Source organism: Bacillus sp. FSL H8-0516, assembly GCF_038635285.1.
GTDB lineage: Bacteria > Bacillota > Bacilli > Bacillales > Bacillaceae > Bacillus > Bacillus safensis.
This window is the reverse complement of sequence record NZ_CP152051.1, coordinates 670056-688844: the sequence shown is the minus strand read 5'-3', so window position 1 is coordinate 688844 and position 18789 is coordinate 670056. Positions and strand designations below refer to the sequence as shown.

The window sequence follows — 18789 nt, the reverse complement described above, 5'->3', positions numbered from 1 at the left end:
TGCATTTCTCCCATCTATTTTCGTTTTAATCTCTGTTTACGTCGATTTTTCCCTTCTGCCATCGCCTGTTTTCGAAGATTGGTTGATTCAGTAACAGCTTGCTTTTCTTCCTTTACTCCATGAATCTTCTTTAGTTCTGCTGCCAATGCCGCGATGGTCGGATGGCTGTACATCATGACCACCGGAACCTCTATGCCATAAATTGATTTGATTTGACCGCTCATCTGCAATAAATCAAGGGATGTCGCACCCATTTCAAAGAAATTCTCATTCACATCCGGCTCATGAGGAAAAAAGGAGCTGAGTACATCACTTAAGGATGCTTCTAGACAATCATCTATGATCTGAGATATCTCTTGAGACGGCTCTTCTTCTTGCTGCAGAGAGGTTAAGCGTTGTTTCATTCTCTCGCCCATATCTTGAACGGATACAAGAATTTGCGGATAATCTAGACACAGCACTTCCTGGACGGCCCTTATTCCTTGTTCTGGTGAAATTCCATCCTGTTCCTCGAGCGCCATCATGTCATTGACTTTGGCCGCTAATGCCGACTCGTGTGCCATGCCGACTTTCTCCCACCGATCCCAATTTAAGGAGATAACCGGCTTCCCTTCCTGCCTTTTGGCATGAGCAAAGCTGTCCAGAAAAGCATTTGAAGCTGCATAAGCCACTTGTCCAGCCGCTCCAAGAAAGGAAACAAGAGAGGAACAAAGTAAAAAGAAGTCGAGCGTTTCATCCTTGAGGGCTTCATTCAGCACATAGGTTCCATTGATTTTTGCCTGACACATACGAATTTCATCGTCTGCTGTTCTTGCTTGAATGATTTTCCCATCTGCCTCTCCTGCCGCGTGAATGACACCATGCAAATGACCAAATGCCGTATGAGCCAGCTGAACCGCTTGCTGCACAGCATCTTTATCTGACACATCACCTTGTACAGCTTGTACATCAGCTCCTAACTCTTCAAGAGTCATCAGCTTTTTCACGATCTCAGCTTCTTTCCCATTCGCATCACGCAGCTCATGCCAGGCAGCGCGTTCACGTATTTGCGAACGGCTCATGATCACAAGTTTTACTTGATACGTTTCTGCTAAATGTTGAGCTAGTGTGAAGCCAATACCGCCAATACCGCCAGTAATGAGATAAACGCCACTAGACCTGAAAGGCTGCTTGGACGATCCCTCTTTTCTTAAAGGTGTTCTCGAAGCTTTTCGAATCCATCTGCTGTTCACGCGATACGCAACGACTGCTTCTTGATCGTGCATTGCGATCTCGTATGAAAGGAATAGCGGCCAATTCGCCTTTGTATCCTCACATACATCAATATGCTGACACTCAATATGCTGATATTCTTGAGGAATGGTCAAAGCTAGCCCTGTAAATGTTGCTTGAAGTGGATTGACCTTCTCCATGCCGATCACATCATGTGCTTGGCTTGTCACAAGGTGAAGACGTATGCTTGTGTTATGATACTGACTGATTAGTCTGACGAGATCGAGCACAGATAAGTAGTTTGGCTGATCATCGGTATCTTTCGTCAGTTCATCATGCATCCAGATGATCTCTTCAGGTATAAATCCAGCTTGCTGCAATTCAGCCATAACCCACTCTAAGTGTGACAGCATATAAACGTCAGCCTTCAGCAAATGGTCATTTTCTTTCATCGTATGATCACTTTGACATACGCTGATCACTTCTGCATGCCGTTCTTTCAAATAGGCGCCAATATGACCATTTTTTTCAAATACCAAGATGCGTTTTCCTTGATGATGTTGCTCCTTTAGTACAGGTGAAGAGCGCTCCCATACCGGAATGTAAAACCAGTCTTGAAAATCAGCTGATCGTTTCTCCATCTTTTCTGGCGTTAAAGCAGTCATCAACTGATCTGCTTTAAACTGCGGTGAAGGGAATATTTGATGCTCAAATGGATACGTTGGCAGTGAAACTCGATATGGGGCCTTTACTTTTCTGACAGCGCTCCAGTTTAGCTCCACTCCGTAACTCCACAGTTTCCCTATGGCCTTTTCCATATATTCATCATCAGCTGCTTGTTCTTTTGGATGTCTCACCAATGAAACAGCTGCTGCTTTGTTCACATCATAGTGATCATGGCGTCTCACGAATTGAGTTAACGTATGACCTGGCCCCACTTCAATGAAAACCATCTCTCCGAGTCCAAGTAATGTCTCTAATCCTTGACTAAATAAAACAGGCTGCCTGATATGAGATGCCCAGTAATCAGGTGATGCGGCTTGTTCATTCGTTAACCAGCTCCCTGTCACATTCGAAAGGATCGGTACCTCTCCCTGCTGATAGGTGATCTCTGAGAGAACGTTCTTCAACTGTTCGGACGCTTCGGCCATCATACTCGTATGAAAGGCGTGAGAGGTTTTCAATATTTGGACAGAAGCTCCTCTTTTTTCAACTTGTTCGATATATACCTGTAACCGATCTGACGGACCGGAAACAACGGATAATTGTGAGCTATTCACAGCAGAAAGCTCGACACCTTCTGGAAGATCATGTTTAATCTCTTCGGCAGGGAGTGACACACCGGCCATTTCACCTGGAGGCATTTTTTGCATCAAACTGCCTCTTTTTAAAACGATACGGATTGCATCTTCAAGATGGATCATACCAGCCACACAGGCAGCCGTGATTTCTCCAATACTATGACCAATGAAATAATGCGGACGTATGCCTAGTCCCATCAGCTTCGACGCAAGCGCGTACTCAAAACTAAACAAGATGATTTGTGTATATGACGTTTGCTGCATGAGTTGTTCAGCTTCTATAAACTCTTCTTCGGTTGTTGGATATAACACGTTCTCGATCTCAACACCTGATAAGGATAAAATGATGGCAAAACATTTCTGAAGCGTTTGTTTAAATACAGGGTCTTTCTCATATAAATCCTTGCCCATATTCACATACTGAGCACCTTGTCCAGAGAACATCCAAACGACCGCAGGCTGTTGAAAGGCCTTTTGCGGCTGGCCGGCTGACTGGAATGTGCGGTCAGGACCTGCAAGAAAAGCTTGGCGATAAGGAAAATGTTTTCGTCCCTCTTGCAGCGTAAATGCTGCATCGGATAGTGAGACGCTCGTTTGTTCTGTTAAATAAGATGTGATTTGTTCAGCAGACTTTTGTACCGCTTGCTTCGATCTTGCCGAAATCACCATTAGTTCATGACCTCTGTCTGCTGACGGCTTATCGGCGGCGGGTGCCTCTTCCATGATCAAGTGTACATTCGTTCCGCCCACTCCAAATGAGCTGACACCGGCACGCAGTGGGGTCTCTGATTTCTTCCATGGTACAGGTGTTGTATTCACATAAAATGGGCTTGATTCAAAATCAATTTTCGGATTAGGTTTTTTATAATGAAGGCTTGGCGGCAGCATCTGATGGTACAGACTAAGTGTTGTTTTGATAAAACCTGCAATCCCTGCGGCTGAGTCAAGATGACCAATATTGGTTTTCACAGACCCAATCGCACAAAACTGTTTTTTATCTGTTTGAAAGGCTTGCTTCAGCGACTCAATTTCAACCGGATCTCCAAGAGTCGTCCCTGTGCCATGTGCTTCAATATAAGAAATACTCTCAGCTTCTACACGACTGATGTTGAGCGCCTTTTTAATCACTTCGCTTTGTCCTTCTATGCTTGGCGCTGTGTAGCCAACCTTCCGCCCACCGTCATTGTTATAGGCTGACCCTTTAATCACGCCATAGATATGGTCCTTATCTTTTAGTGCCTGCTTTAATGATTTGAGCACAACAACTCCACAGCCCTCACCGCCAACGGTTCCTTCCGCCTGTTCATCAAAAGCCCGGCAGTGCCCATCCGGCGACATGATCATGCCCTCTTGATACATGTATCCTTTTTTGTGAGGGGTCGTAATGGTGACGCCGCCTGCGAGTGCCATTTTACATTCTCCAGTAATCAGGGCACGCGCCGCCATATGAATTGCAGTCAAAGAGGAAGAACAAGCTGTATCAATAGCTACGCTCGGTCCCTTCAAATTCAATTTGTAGGATACCTTTGTGTTCATGAAATCTTTATCCGTTAATTGAACAGCCGCAAATTGTTCTGATGAGTGATTGGATCTCATCAGCATGGAAGCAGCTTGCCAGTATAAATTAGCAGAAGCAGCTCCAAATAAACCGATCGGCTCCTGATACGTTTCAGGGTTATAGCCTGCATCTTCTAGGGATTCCCATGCGACCTCATGAAACATGCGGATTTGCGGGTCCATTACTTCTGCTTCACGCTGTGAATAACCAAAGAAATCTGCATCAAAGTGATCATGCTGATCGACTGCTCCTTTGGCACGAACATATTGATTATGATCTAATGCTTCTTGTTCAACTCCTGCCTCAAGCAGCTCTTCTTTAGAAAAGAACGTAATGGACTCTCTCCCATTTGCAAGGTTGTCCCAGAAGTGATGAATATTTTTCGCTCCCGGAAAACGGCATGCCATCCCAACCACTGCAACCTCTAATCCTGTGAACTTACTCATCTATCATCCCGCCTAACAGTTGTGCGGCACTTTCTAAGTCATCCGCTTCATTTTCTCCATCATCCTCTGTTTGTTGCTCTTGCCCTGATGCTTTGTGTTTTAATTGAGCAGCTATTTGTGAAACCGTTGTATATTGGAACAGCTCCATCACAGTCAGCTCCTGCTGAAATTCCTCTTTCACTCTATTGGACAGCTCAACGATATTAAAAGAGTTCCCGCCTAAATCAAAAAACGGTTCATCTATACGAATCTGCGAAGCAGGGACTTGTAATATAGACGCGAAAATACGAACAAGCTTCTGCTCTGTTTCATTGTGAACCTGAATGGTTACCGGCTCTGATTTGCCTTCTAACTGATCTTCTGGATTCGGCAGTGCTTGAATATCCAATTTCCCTGATAGATTCAGAGGAAATTGCTCTACTTGAATGACATGCCTCGGCACCATATAACCTGGTAATCTTTCACTTAAAGATTGTCGAAGTGCGCGCTGATCTATCACTTGTTTTGCCATGATATATGCGCAAATATATTGGTCCTGTTCCTTCGTTTCCTTAGGAATGACAATGACATCTTGGACCAGTCCTTGTATGTTTGGATCATCAAGAAGGGCTCTGCGGATTTCCTCGAGCTCAATTCGATATCCTCTGATTTTCACTTGGCCGTCGTTTCTTTTAGCAAATTCTAATAAACCATCAAACCGCCATCTTGCAAGGTCTCCCGTACCGTATAACATCCCGCTGCTCAGCTCTGTGTTTTTGATAAACTTCTCCTTGTTGAGATCAGGATGATTGATGTACCCACGGCCTACACCAGCACCTGCTATATACAATTCGCCAAAAACACCAATCGGCACCGGCTCACCTTGCTTGTCACATATGAAAATATGCTCATTTGGCATCGGCTGCCCAATAGGGATGACTTGCTCATCCCAGTCATGAGGAATCAAAAAGGATGACGACTGAACCGTACATTCAGTAGGCCCATATGCATTAATCATCATGAGTTTTTCACCTGATACATGCTGTAAAAATTGATCCATCAGCTCTTTTGTGAACACTTCTCCGCCCACCAGCAGCATGTTCAAAGCAGGCAAGTCTTGTTTCGATTGCGCTGCTGCCTTGTTCATCAGCTTTAAATGAGAGGGGGTCACATCTGACAGTTGAATGTGGTTGTCTCGATAAAATGACCATAACGCATGCCCATCCATACGGACTTCATCTTTGGCAATATGCAGCGTATGCCCTAGCAGCAATGCCGGGAACAAGGTTTGAACAGATGCATCAAAAATATGAGAAGCGAGCATCCCTACTTGCAAATCATCAGGGAGTAGATCAAAAAAGCGTGTTTTCATTCCGTATACCAAATTAATGACATGACGATGTTCAATAACGACCCCTTTTGGATGCCCAGTCGTACCCGATGTATACAAGACATACGCCATGTCCGAAGGCGAAATAGACCAAGTGAGATTCTCTGTAATGGGGGATTCTTGAAGCATGTCTTGAATAACATGAACCTCGACATCCAAACCTTCGTGTCCGTCTTCGTCCGATACTATGGCTGTAGCGCCGCTGTTTTTGAGCATATACCGAATTCTTTCAATCGGCAGATGGACATCAATCGGTAAGTAAGCATAGCCAGCCTTTAAAATGCCAAGAATGGCAATGACCAGTTCAGCAGACCGATTCATTCTGAGACCAACTGGGGTCTCACGTGTCATCTGACTTTGAGACAGTCTAAGCGCAATGCGATCCGATAAATCATCAACCTCTTCATATGTATAGGAGGTGGTGCCAAACACAACGGCCGTTCGTGCTGAATGCAATTGGACTTGCTGTTGAAATAATGACACAATATCACGATCCACTGGATAAGCGAGCGACTCACCTTGAAACGAATCAAACAGCTGACTTTTCTCGATATCAGATAAAAATGAGTGTGTGCTCATCGCTTGTTCAGGCGTTATAAGAAATTGCTCCGTGAGTGTCATGAAATGTCTAGAGAACTGCTCCATCATTTGATCGTCATAAATGGAAGCATCCCAGTGAACTTCAGCATGAAGGTGATCTTGTTCTTTCTTCCAAACAATGAGCACATCCGCGTGCAGCTGTTCTCGGTCCGTATGCCCATGCAATGTCTCAAACGCACATGCCAGATTGACACGCTTCTTGTCATCTCCTACTGAATGCCAAAGCTCATCCATTAAAATATGAACAGGATAGTTTTGATGACGCACTGCCTCCTGAAACGATTGTTTCACTGCGTCTAACCCTGCGCTAAAGCTCATATGAGGATCAATCTCTGCCTTAAGCGGCAACATATGATTAATGGTGGATTGATTGGCGGACTGTTCCATTGTAGGAACAGTCACCATCAACTCAGTTTTTCCGCTATAACGCTGAAGCAAGCCAAAAGCGGCTGTGGTCAGCACGATAAACAAGCGCAAATCAGAATCTCCACATAATTGCTTTAACGAATGGTTTACAGCCATCGGGAAGGACGAATGAAGCGATCGGTTCATAGCAGCAGGCTTGGCTTGTGAAACCGTATGAGGAATGCGGCCATCCAGCTGAACATCTGATAAAATAGATGTCCAGTAGGCTCTTTCCCTCACCCTTTCCTTCGCCGCTGCTTTCAGTTGAAAATCATCATGTTCAATCACTCTTCCATTCACCTCTTTACTTATATTTTTAAGTCATCTAATTCGAAAAGAGATACGTCGTCTAATTGCTTGAATGAAGAAGTCAGTTCAATTTCCTCTATTCTCACCGCATCTACTGAAACAGCCCGCATGATGTCTTTCAGCAAACCTGCAATCCGCTCTATGGTTTCCTCTGTGAAAAGCTCAGTATTATATTCAATCGTTGAAGAAAGACCGTCTTCCTGTTCATACGCAATCCAGAGTAAATCAAATCGCGACGTTCCTGTCTCGTACGGATAATCACTAAAGGTTAAACCGCCAACTTTCAGTTCTGGCTGATTCATATTTTGCAAGGCGAACACAGCATCAAACAATAGATTCCGGCTGACACTCCGGCTCAGCTGGAGGTCTTGCACCATTTGTTCATATTGATATTCTTGATGACCGAAATCATCGATCACATGCGCCTTTACATCCTGAAGGAATTGCTGATAAGTCAGCTCTGCTTTAGGATATAAACGAAGTGGCAGCATATTGACAAAGATACCAATGACTTGCTGCAGCTCCTCTTGTTTTCTACCTGCTACCGGAACCCCAACCGTGATATCTGATTGTCCGCTTAATTTATGAAGCAAAATCTGATACAGACTTAACAGACCCATAAACAATGTTGCGTCTTCCTTTAAAATCACCTGCTTAAACGCGTTCAGCTCCGCTTCTTCTATACGGAACGTATAATGTCCGCCGCGGAATTGTCTCACCTCTGGCCGATCGAAATCTGTTGGCAGATCAAGCAGCGGGGCACCTTCTAACCGGTTTTTCCAGTAATCACTCGATTCTTTCAATGCTTCAGACGCAAGTATGTCATTTTGCCATTCTGAAAAATCTTTATATTGCAAAGCGAGAGGCTCAAGCGTCCTGCCGTCGTATAACTGCATAAAGTCGTTGACCAAAATATCTTGAGAAAGACCATCCGAGATAATGTGATGCATGTCCAGCATGAGCACAAATTCCTCTTCTGCCAGCTTCATCACACCAACTCTCATCAATGGAGCCTCACTTAACGTAAAGGCAGTCAAAAATTGTTCAATCACTTGTTTTTGATCTTCCTCAGATCCTTGTGTCGATCCCTCTGTGAGGTCAAACAACGTGACTGCAAATGGTACCTCTTCTTCAATCTTTTGATAAGGGACACCATTCTCTAGTACAAACGCTGTCCGCAAACTTTCGTGTCTCTTTATAAGCTGCTGAAATGCCCATTCCAACCTGTTGATATCGAGCCTTCCTTTAATTCGTCCTGCTTTAAATTCGTTGTATCCTGTGCTGCTTACATCCATTTGCTGCATGAGATACAACCGTTTTTGCGCAGACGACAGAGGATAATGCTCCTTCATTTCGGCTTTTTCAATCGCATGATAAGCAGCAGTGTCTGCTTGGTCGATGTATTCTGCCATTAATCGGATCGTTGGTATTTGGAAGAATTGTGGAAGCGTCAGCTCTACACTGAATGCGCGATGAATGATGCCAATGAAAGTAATCGCCTTTAGAGAATCTCCACCCATTTCAAAGAAATGATCATCTATGCCAATTTCATCAATTTTAAAGAAAGCTTGCCAATGCTGACTTAATTCCTTCTCTAGCTCCGTTTCAGGTGCAACATAATTCGTTGACAGCGCTGGCCGAGAATATAAGTTTCCATCTTGTGCATGCTCTCCGGCACTCTCTTCCTCACGGGATAAACGGTCTACATATCGGTGAATTCGATCATGTAAAGACGTTGTTGAAATAACCATTTGTTCCACTTGATCCAGTGAAAGCAATCGTTCAAAGATCCTTCTTCCTTCTTTTTCTGTAATTAACGTTTCGGTGACATCATCTCCGATAGGGAGATCAAGCTGCTTCCCCTGCTCAAATTCCCAGCCGTCAAAGCTAATGACAGACCACTGCATTTCTGAACGAAGATTTCGTTCATACACGTACGCATCGATGAAATGATTCACAGCTGTATAGGCTGTGAAACCGAGTCCGCCTAAGATCGGTGACAAAGATGACAGTACAAAACAGAAATCAAGTGATCGGTCACCTAAGGCGGCATCAAGATGAAGTACACCATTCATCTTCGCTTCAAAGTGGGATTCTGAGAATGTGACATCTGTTTGCTCCATCACTCTGAAGGATTGATCACCCGTCACTCCAGCTGCATAGATCACACCGTCAATCTGTCCGTAGGCCGCATCCACCGTGTTGATCAATTGCTGGATATCTTCCCTGTGGCGAACATCTACTTTCTTTATGAGAACTTCTGCACCAGCCTCTTCAAGTGCCATTACCTTTTGTATTTTTTTCTTAGTTGGATCCTGTTCATCGTGCGTAGCAAGCCACTCTTGCCACTTGCTTCTATCAGGCAGTCCAGACCTGCTCGTTAAGATCAACGTTCCCTTCGTTTGCTCGGTCAAAGACTGTGCAATATTCAATCCAATAAACCCAAGACCGCCAATTAAAATGTATACACCATCTTTTTTAGCCAACTGAGTATGTCCTGTTTCGGGAACTATAGCTTTGGCATACTTTTTCACATATCGCTTATTTCTTCGATAGACCGTGAGAAGCTGTCCAGATGTTCGATCTAACTCATCGCTAATTTGTTTCAGCAACCTCTTTTCCTGCACCCCATTTGCCACCGGGCGATCGACATCAAGAATGCGGTAACGCAAGTTCGGTGTTTCTTGTGAAATAACCATGGCAGGTCCAAGATGGATTGCTTTTTCAGGATAAAGGATAGACTCACCGCCAACGGCATACGTCAATGAGGAAAGAACTGTAATGGATACTTTTTGGTCCAAAACAGATTTTTTCAAAGCCTGTCCGATATAAAGCAAGGAGTAATAAGCATCTTGCTGCGTTTGTTTCACCCATTCTTCTTCCGATTGAGACGGCTGTCGTTCTGAAAGCCCCCATAGATGACAAACTTCTGACACGTTGATTTGGTCATCTGCCAGATTTGATATGAGCTTTTCATAATCAGATGGCTTATGTGACCGAATGGTGTAGCTTTTTTCATCATGCTTCGTAAATTCATTTCCTTTCTGAACCACTACGAACTTGTTCCGTTTCGTCAGAAGCTCGGCTGCAACCTTCTCTCCGAAGGCAGATGAATCCGCAAACAAAAGCAAGGCTCCAAAAGAGGAATCATCTGATGACACATAAGGGGAAAGGTCCGCCTCCCAATAAGGGGTATAGAACCATTCATCCATTTGCTCCTTTCGTCCAGACTGCTTAGGTTTATCGCGTTTTACACGGTCTGATGCATCATACCAATAGGAGGTTTGATCAAACGCATACGTTGGCAGCGGCATTTTCTGCGGCTGACGGTTTAGATGGAACCTGTTCCAGTCGATGGTTATTCCGTGTGTCCAGAGACGTCCAATCTGCCCAAGTAAAAATTCAGTATCCGTCACATCTTGTTTTGCATGTCTGAGCACATGACATACATGCTGATTCATGCCGTTCAGTGACCGGTTGACCATCACGCTTAAATCTTGACCTGGTCCAATCTCAATTAATTGAATATTGTCCTGCTGTAAAATATTTGTGATGCCTTCAGCAAAACGAACCGTATCGGTCATATGCCTTTTCCAATAGGACATATCCTGAGCACTCGCACTTGTCATCCAATCTCCTGTCAAATTCGAAATGAATGGAATACGTAGCTGCTTGGCTTTAATATCCTTTAATTTTTCACCAAATTGCTCCGCTGCTTCCTTCATGACATGTGAGTGAGCAGCAATGGTTCCACCTAATCGCATACACATCAATCTGTTATTCTTCAGCTCTTGTTCAAATTCACTTATCGCTGCTTCAAGACCTGACACGATACATGAGGAATCATTGACAACAGCGAGAGAAATATCTTTTGGAAGCATCGGTTTTAACTCTGCTTCAGGTAATGGAACACTCATCATGATGCCAGCTGGCGACGACTGCATCGCATTCGCCCGGCAGGCGACCATCGACATCGCTTCCTTTAAGCTGAAAAGGCCTGATATAGCGGCTGCCGTTAATTCGCCAAAGCTATAGCCGATCATTGCATCAGGACGAATCCCCCATTCAATGAAGAGCATGGAAAGGGCATATTCAATGGCAAAAATGGCTGGCTGTGCATATTGAGTGCTTGCCAATTTTTCGCGTGCCTTTTCTGTTTCAGCCGCTAATGGATAAAGAATGCGGGCAAGACTTTGCCCTGTTGCTTCTTCATATGCTTGAAAACAAGCATCCATTTGCTTCTTAAAGTAAGGCTCCTCCCGGTACAAATCTAATCCCATATTGAGGTATTGATTGCCTTGTCCAGAAAACATAAAAATAATCTTTTGTTTCTCCACATGTGAATGCATGAGCTTCCCAATACCCTTGCCTTGCTTTTCTGTTAATACACGCAATGCATCTTCTCTGCTGGCCGCAACAAAGGCTTGACGGAATCCAAAGGACTGCCTGCCTGTTTGCAAGGTATAAGCTGCGTCTGCCAAATTGAGAGAAGGCGTGTTTTCCAACTGATTCACAAGGTTGTCTTTCATTCGTTCCAAACTCGTTTTGCTCTTTGCTGAAAGGACAAGCAGCTCAGCCGAACGAGGCATTTGCTGACGATCTCTTTGCGGCGCTTCTTCTAATATGACATGCGCATTGGTTCCGCCCATTCCAAATGAGCTCACACCAGCCCTCCGCAAATGTGATACTGGCTGCTTCCAGTCGGTCAGCTCAGTGTTTACAAAGAAAGGACTATGCTCAAATGCAATGTTTTCATTGGCTTTTTTGAAGTGAAGACTAGGCACAAATGTGTGATGCTGAAGAGAAAGCACAGCTTTAATCAAGCCAGCTGCCCCTGCCGCTGCATCCAAATGACCAATATTTGATTTCACAGACCCAATGCGGCAAAATTGTTTTTTCTCTGTGTCGAAAGCTTTTGTGAGCGCCTCTATTTCAATCGGATCTCCAAGTGACGTTCCAGTTCCGTGTGTTTCTATATATTCAATCGTATCTGGTGAAACATCTGCTTGATGTAAGGCATCCTGGATGACCCTTGTCTGACCTTCAACACTTGGAGCATTGAAGCCAACCTTTTGATCACCATCATTGTTGATGGCAGAGCCCTTAATGACAGCATAAATATGGTCACCATCTTCTATGGCTTCACTAAGTGCTTTTAAAGCAACAAGACCCACACCATCTCCGCCAACAGTTCCATCTGCTTGATCGTCAAAGGCACGACAATGACCATCGCTTGATTTCACCATGTTCTGCTGATAAATGTAGCCTGATTTCACTGGGTGTAAAATCGACACGCCTCCCGCAAGCGCTACATCTGAATCACCATTTGCAATGGATTGACAGGCCAAATGCAAGGCGACCAAAGAAGTCGAACAAGCGGTTTGCAATGTGAGCGCTGGTCCTTTCAAATTCAATTTATGGGCAATTCTTGTACTCACGGTATACGTATCATTGAGCGAGCCCACTTCAAACAGCTCTGACATGCTGCTATCAAGCGAAGATGCAAAACGCTGAATCCATTGAAAGTTGGATGTGGACCCAGTAAACAAACCGACCTTACCTTGATAATCTTCCTGCACATACCCCGCATCTTCCAGCGCCTTATAGGCGTACTCATGCAGCAGCCGTATTTGAGGATCCATCATTTCTGCCTGACCTGGTGAATAGCCGAAGAAGGATGCATCAAATAAATCAGGTCCATCAATCACACCTTTTGCTCTTACATAATCGGAACGCTCAAAGGTTTGGCGGTCAATTCCAGCCTCTAGCAATTCTTCATCGGAAAAGAATGAAATCGATTCTTCTCCATTCTTCAAATTTCGCCAAAATGTCTCAACATTTTCTGCACCAGGGAATTTACCTGCCATTCCAATAATCGCAATCGGCTCGTTGGCTTTTCTTTTCTTTTGGTTCGCAGGCTGTGTGCCAGATCCCTTCTGCTCTGTTGCACCGCTTAAATATGCAGCTAGCTCTCTAATCGTTGGACGGCGGAACATTTCGACCATTGGAATGCTTTGATTCAATTGCTTAGCGAGCTGTTGATTGACATGAATCAGGTTTAGAGAATGCCCGCCAATGTCAAAGAATTTGTCATGAACACTTACCTCATCTAAGCCGAGGACTTTTTTCCAGATGTCTTGAATAACTTTCTCAGTATCAGAAAGATTGTCAGAGCCCGCCTGCTTTTTCATTTGTTGCCCCTGTTTCAAAGCAGGTAAAGCCCGTTTATCTAATTTGCCGTTGGCAGTCAGCGGCATATCATCCAATTGAACAAAGTGAGTTGGAATCATATAATCTGGCAGCTGATCGGCTAGTGCTTGTTTCATTGCAGCTTGATCGAGTATGGCTGTCGTGACAACATATGCGGCTAAACATGGTGTACCAGAAACATCTGGCTTTACAGCAACAGCTGCTGCTTTGACCCCTGGCTGTTCATTCAGCCAAAATTCAATCTCACCTGTTTCAATACGATAGCCTCTCAGCTTCACTTGATCATCATTTCGGCCTAAAAACTGAATGAGCCCATTAGGCAGAATGCGGGCTGCATCACCTGTTTTATAAATTTTTTCACCTGGCTGGAAAGGATGATCGACAAACCGCTCTTCGGTCAGCTCTGGGCGATTCAAATACCCTTTTGCAACACCTTTCCCCCCAATATATAATTCACCGATGGTTCCTTCCGGCATAAGATTCATATGTCTGTCAAAAAGAAGAATATCTGTATGCTGTGCAGGTTTTCCAATCGGTACATACACGTCTTGATCAAGGTCCTGGTCATATCGATGAATCATGCAGCCAACCACTGTTTCAGTTGGTCCATATTCATTCACAATTTCTATAGGCTGCGGGAATGACTGCTGAATGGATTTCGCTAAAGATGTTTCCAGCTGTTCTCCGCCTAAAATAAAACATTTCATTTGGCTTTCTGGGAAAGACAGGTGCTTAATAAACTGTAAATGAGATGGTGTCAGTTTCATCACATGTACGCGATTATCTTTTATGATATCTTCGACAAGCAGCTGCCGGTTTTCATGGTGATAAATCATGATGGTATTTCCTGAAATGAGCGGTGTGAAAATAGAAGTAACTGTCAGGTCAAATGACAATGATGTGTACAAAGCAAAATGCCTTGTTTCTCCTCGAACATATACTTGTTTCGCCCAATCAATATAGTTGGCTAAACCAAGATGATGAATGAGTACACCTTTAGGTCTTCCTGTCGTTCCTGATGTATAAATGCAGTAGGCTGTTTGGTCTGAGGTGATGGCTTCTGCCAAGTTATCTGATGATCCGGTATATAGATCCGGCTGTGTGATATCAATTTTTTCTCCGTTATAGGCATAGGTGAGTCCTTTAATCGGATGAGTTAGGAGCCATTCTACTCCGCTGTCTTCTAGTAAATACTCTATTCGTTCCTGCGGGTATTCAGGATCAATTGGCACGTAAGCCCCGCCAGCTTTTAAAATAGCTAAGCATGCTATCACCATTTCAATGGAATGCTCTGCTAAAATGCCGACACGCTGCTCCTGTTTGACCCCTTTATTTTGTAAATAGCGTGCGAGCTGATTCACTCTCTTGTTGAGTTGTTCATATGTAACCGTCGTACCGCCAAACTCAACTGCGGCTGCCGTTGGCGTTCGCTCCACTTGCTCTTCAAATAGGTCAATCACCGTTGGTTCATTGATAGACGTTGCCCCGCCATATTGCTGAAAAACTGTTAACTGCTTTTCTATCTCTTCTTCTGATAGCAGCTGTAACTGAGCAGCAGATTTTTGTGGGTGAGCACAAGCATCAGACAGGAGATGAAGAAAATGCTGACACCACTTTTCAATTTGTTCAGCAGAAAAGCTGACGGGGTTATACACCAATGAAAAATGCAGCTGTTCATCAAACGCCTGTACACTAAGCGTGAGATCGAATTCCGTCTGTTCTTTCATCTCAAATCTGCGAATACGCACAGGCTGATCGCTTTTCGTGAGCATTCGATCTAGTGGATAGTTTTCAATGACGACGATTGAATCAAATAATGATTGCTCTGCCGTCATTCCTGCATATTTCTTTAAGTCGGATAGCGGAGTATGTTCATATTCATTTCTCACTGCGATTTCCCGGCTCACTTCCTGCATCTGTTCAACAATCGGCCGATCCTGTTCGAATGAGACACGCAGCGGTAATGTGTTAATAAATAAACCTGTCATCTTTTCAATTTGAGGAACATCCGCATTTCTTCCTGATACTGTTGTTCCAAAGACAATATCATCTTGGTTGGCGTACTTAGATAGCAAAACTCCCCACAGCGTATACATGACAGATGCCAATGTCACATCATGTTGATTCGTGAATTTGCTCAGCCTCTCCGCAATGGAAGCATCCACTTGATGTTCATATTGATGAAAAGCACCTGAATCTTCATATGCGCCGCCTGACTTTGGAAGCAGTTCTGCATAACTCCAGCCATCGAAAACATTTTTCCAGTAGACAGCTTGCGCTTCTGTCTGTTGAAGATTTTGCTGCTGCCATTTAACAAATGATTGATAGGACGGTCTTTTTTCAAGAAGAGGTTGGTCTTCATTTGATAAGCGCTCATATGCACTCATCCAATCACTTAATACAATCCCAAGACTCCACCCGTCCAATAAAATGTGATGAAAGCTAATGAGAACCCAGCTGACTTCTTCATTTACTTCACATAATGTCAAGCGAAATGGAACTTCCTGTAGATCAAATCGTTCCTCTCGATCCTGTGCTGTTATTTCCTCTTTCAGCAAATGAAGAGGCTCCTCAGCTTGGGTCAAATCACGGTATCGAATGTCAGGCTGATGCTGCTTCAGCACAATTTGTACTGGCCTTGCGAGTTCCTGCCATCTAAACAATGTTCTAAGCATTTCATGCTGTTTGGTGACATGCATCCATGAATGTGCAAAGAGATCTCGATCAACCGGCCCGTCTATTTGGATCAGCAGTTGTTCAAAATAAGCCGTTCCGTCCGGTTGCATTAAATGATGAAAAAGCAGTCCTTCTTGGATCGTAGTGATACCTAACATATTTTCAATGTTCTGTTTATCCAGCTTTTTCGGCTGTAATGCCATGGGATCATCTCCTTTCTCTCTAAGAATGTTTCACGAAATAATGGCGTAAACCATAGTTAGCAATGACCTGCTGCTGAATTTGCGAAGTCCCTTCAATAATTTCAAGTACCTTCGCTTCACGATATAATCTTGAAGCTGAGTTTTCCCGGCTAAATCCACTCCCACCATGGATTTGGACATTTGTATTTGTAATGTCGACAGCAATTTTGGAGGTAAAATATTTTGCAATGGATGTTTCTGTGATCGCATCAGGATGATTCGCTTCTCGCATTTCTCCAGCCTTTAGGCATAAAGCTCTCGCTGCATGGAGCTGAGTGACTGCATCTCCGATCATTCCTTTGATCATTTGATGCTTGTACAGTTTTTCATTAAACTGAGTTCTTTTACGTGAATACGTAACGAGAGAATCAACGGCTTCTTGTGCAATGGCAAGCCCTGCCCAGGCAACACTGTATCGTCCATGGTCTAAAGCTAGAGACACTACGTGGTTAAAACCGCCCCCAACTGGCCCTAAGACACAGTCTTCGTGTACCTGCACATGATCAAGAGTGATTTCTGCTAAATAAGACGCTCGATTTGCCATCATTCCAGTAATTCTCTCAATCTCTACACCCGTCTGATCTCGATCGACAAGGAATGCCGTGACTTGTTCGCCGTCTCGTGCAATCACAATAAAGAAATCTGCAATCGCTCCGAAGGAAATCCACTTTTTCTTCCCATTTAATACATAGGACTGTCCTTTTTTTTGATAGCTAGTTTCAACATGATTGGCATCTGAGCCAATATTCGGCTCTGACAAAGCAAAGGCACCGATTTTTTCCCCTTTAGCTAATTCAACGAGCCAGCCTTGTTTTTGGTCTTCTGTTCCATAACGAAGGATGGCTTCCCCTACGAGTGAATTCACTGTTAATAATGTCCGTACGTTACAGCAAGCTTTCCCCACTTGTTCCGTGAACTGTCCATATGCAATCGGATCAAGCCCCAATCCTTGATAGGCGGATGGGATACCTGCCGCCAAATAGCCTCTTTTCGCCATATCTCGAATCAGCGACTCCGGCAAATGTTCTGTCTCATCGAATTCATTGGCAAATGGACGGATATGTTCATTGCAAAATTGTCGTATTTCTTCAATAGCATCGATTGTTTGTTCAGCTGTTTTCATGAAGAGCCGCCCCCTGTTGTTTTTTCTCAATTAAGGCGACAATACGGTTGACCGTACTAAAATTAGCAATGTCGAGGTCTTCATTGTCTAATTGGAAGTGAAAGTCATGTTCAATATAGTTCACTAGTTTCATCGCAAATAGTGAATTGACAAAGCCTTGTTCAAAAATATGATCATCATTTCCAAGCTCCATTTCCTCATCAAATACCACTAGGTTTTGCTCGATATATGCTCTTACTTGTTCGTGTAGGTTCATCATTCAATCTCCTCGCTTTTCGCTTTTTTATTTGGCAGGGTCCTTCTGCTTTATCTCAATGTTGACATCTACGTATTCTGGGAAAGGCTGAATCATGCTTAAATCGTTTTCGAACAAAATATAGCCATCTTCCCCATTCTCGATTTCTTTGAAATTCGCAAACTTATAAGTGATATACATCATGCGGTTTCGATCGGTTTGTTTAAAATCAGCTACAAGCCGTTTTCCTCTCTTTTTCGCCTCTTGCAAAATCGTTGTCAGTAAAATGGTCCCGACTCCACGTGACATAACACGGCAAGACATAAGCAGTAGTTTGACATGCCATGTATCACCTGTTTCTTCTATTAAAGAGAGTCCTATTTTTCCATATGAACCGAATTTATCTTCAAGTTCACAGACGAGAAGCAAGTGATTGTCTGATTGACGGAAATAATCAAGCTCTGCATAATCGTAGGTTTTCCCGCTTGCATTTAATTGATTGGTTCGAACGGTAAGTTCTTCGGCTCGCTGGAGATCTTGTTCTCCTGCTTCTGATATAACGAATTTCATATTTAAAGAGGCCAAAAATTTTTCAGGCGGCCCTTCATATTTCTCTTCTTCCTGCTGCCTTTGATCTGCTTCCATGTACATTTCTCTGCGCCGTTTTGCATCCTCTGTGATAAAAGCTGGTCGCAGTCGATCATCTGTGAGCAATGTCATATAATCGACCGCATCCCAGCAAGTAATCTCTGGATGAACTGCCTTCACTTCTTCTCGTTCAAATGGCTGATCATCGATAAAGAGAATGGTATCTTTATGAATATTTAAGCGCTCGCTGATTCTCTCTAATGAACTAGATTTGGCATTCCAATGAATCTCTGGATAGAGAAAGAAATGTTCGATCCCAAAGGCGGAGAGCTTTTCCCTCACAGCAGCTTCATCATTCCGGCTTGCAATGGATAAAAGGATACCGCGCTCATCTAGCTCTGTTAGCACTTCCTTCATCGATGGCTTTAACGTCACTTCATCTGATTCAAGTAAAATTCCATCCCATAATGTATGATCTAAATCCCAGACAACACACTTGATTTGTTTAGCCATTT

General features: G+C 43.7%; 6 protein-coding genes. All 6 read right to left on the bottom strand.

Annotated features, from left to right (window positions below):
• Positions 1 to 14 precede the first annotated feature (14 nt).
• From MHB67_RS03320 to MHB67_RS03295, 6 genes are read right to left on the bottom strand one after another with little or no spacing between them, the layout of a single operon-like run.
• Entirely contained in the window at positions 15 to 4517 is a 4503-nt protein-coding gene (locus tag MHB67_RS03320) for a type I polyketide synthase (RefSeq protein ID WP_342492785.1), read from the bottom strand.
• Positions 4510 to 7179, bottom strand: a complete 2670-nt coding sequence (locus MHB67_RS03315) for a non-ribosomal peptide synthetase (protein WP_133744830.1) — start codon at positions 7177 to 7179, stop codon at positions 4510 to 4512. Before MHB67_RS03315 ends, MHB67_RS03320 begins: the two co-directional genes overlap by 8 nt.
• Positions 7180 to 7199: 20 nt before the next feature.
• A complete protein-coding gene (locus MHB67_RS03310; protein ID WP_342492784.1) occupies positions 7200 to 16289 on the bottom strand; it encodes an amino acid adenylation domain-containing protein in 9090 nt (3029 codons plus the stop codon).
• 19 nt (positions 16290 to 16308) lie between these two features.
• Positions 16309 to 17451 carry an acyl-CoA dehydrogenase family protein gene (locus MHB67_RS03305; protein ID WP_034623054.1) on the bottom strand — a complete coding sequence of 381 codons (1143 nt, stop codon included), beginning with the start codon at positions 17449 to 17451 and terminating at the stop codon, positions 16309 to 16311.
• The gene (locus MHB67_RS03300; protein ID WP_024424539.1) at positions 17438 to 17707 is read right to left on the bottom strand and encodes a phosphopantetheine-binding protein; all 270 of its coding nucleotides are present in this window, start codon (positions 17705 to 17707) and stop codon (positions 17438 to 17440) included. Before MHB67_RS03300 ends, MHB67_RS03305 begins: the two co-directional genes overlap by 14 nt.
• A 27-nt stretch (positions 17708 to 17734) precedes the next feature.
• Entirely contained in the window at positions 17735 to 18787 is a 1053-nt protein-coding gene (locus MHB67_RS03295) for an HAD-IIIC family phosphatase (protein WP_025092642.1), read from the bottom strand.
• Between the last annotated feature and the right edge of the window lie 2 nt (positions 18788 to 18789).

Excerpts from the sequence above, each read along its gene's own strand:
- MHB67_RS03295 (WP_025092642.1), bottom strand. The coding sequence starts at position 18,787 with ATGGCTAAACAAATCAAGTGTGTTGTCTGGGATTTAGATCATACATTA.
- MHB67_RS03305 (WP_034623054.1), bottom strand. The coding sequence starts at position 17,451 with ATGAAAACAGCTGAACAAACAATCGATGCTATTGAAGAAATACGACAA.
- MHB67_RS03310 (WP_342492784.1), bottom strand. The coding sequence starts at position 16,289 with ATGGCATTACAGCCGAAAAAGCTGGATAAACAGAACATTGAAAATATG.
- MHB67_RS03300 (WP_024424539.1), bottom strand. The coding sequence starts at position 17,707 with ATGAACCTACACGAACAAGTAAGAGCATATATCGAGCAAAACCTAGTG.
- MHB67_RS03320 (WP_342492785.1), bottom strand. The coding sequence starts at position 4,517 with ATGAGTAAGTTCACAGGATTAGAGGTTGCAGTGGTTGGGATGGCATGC.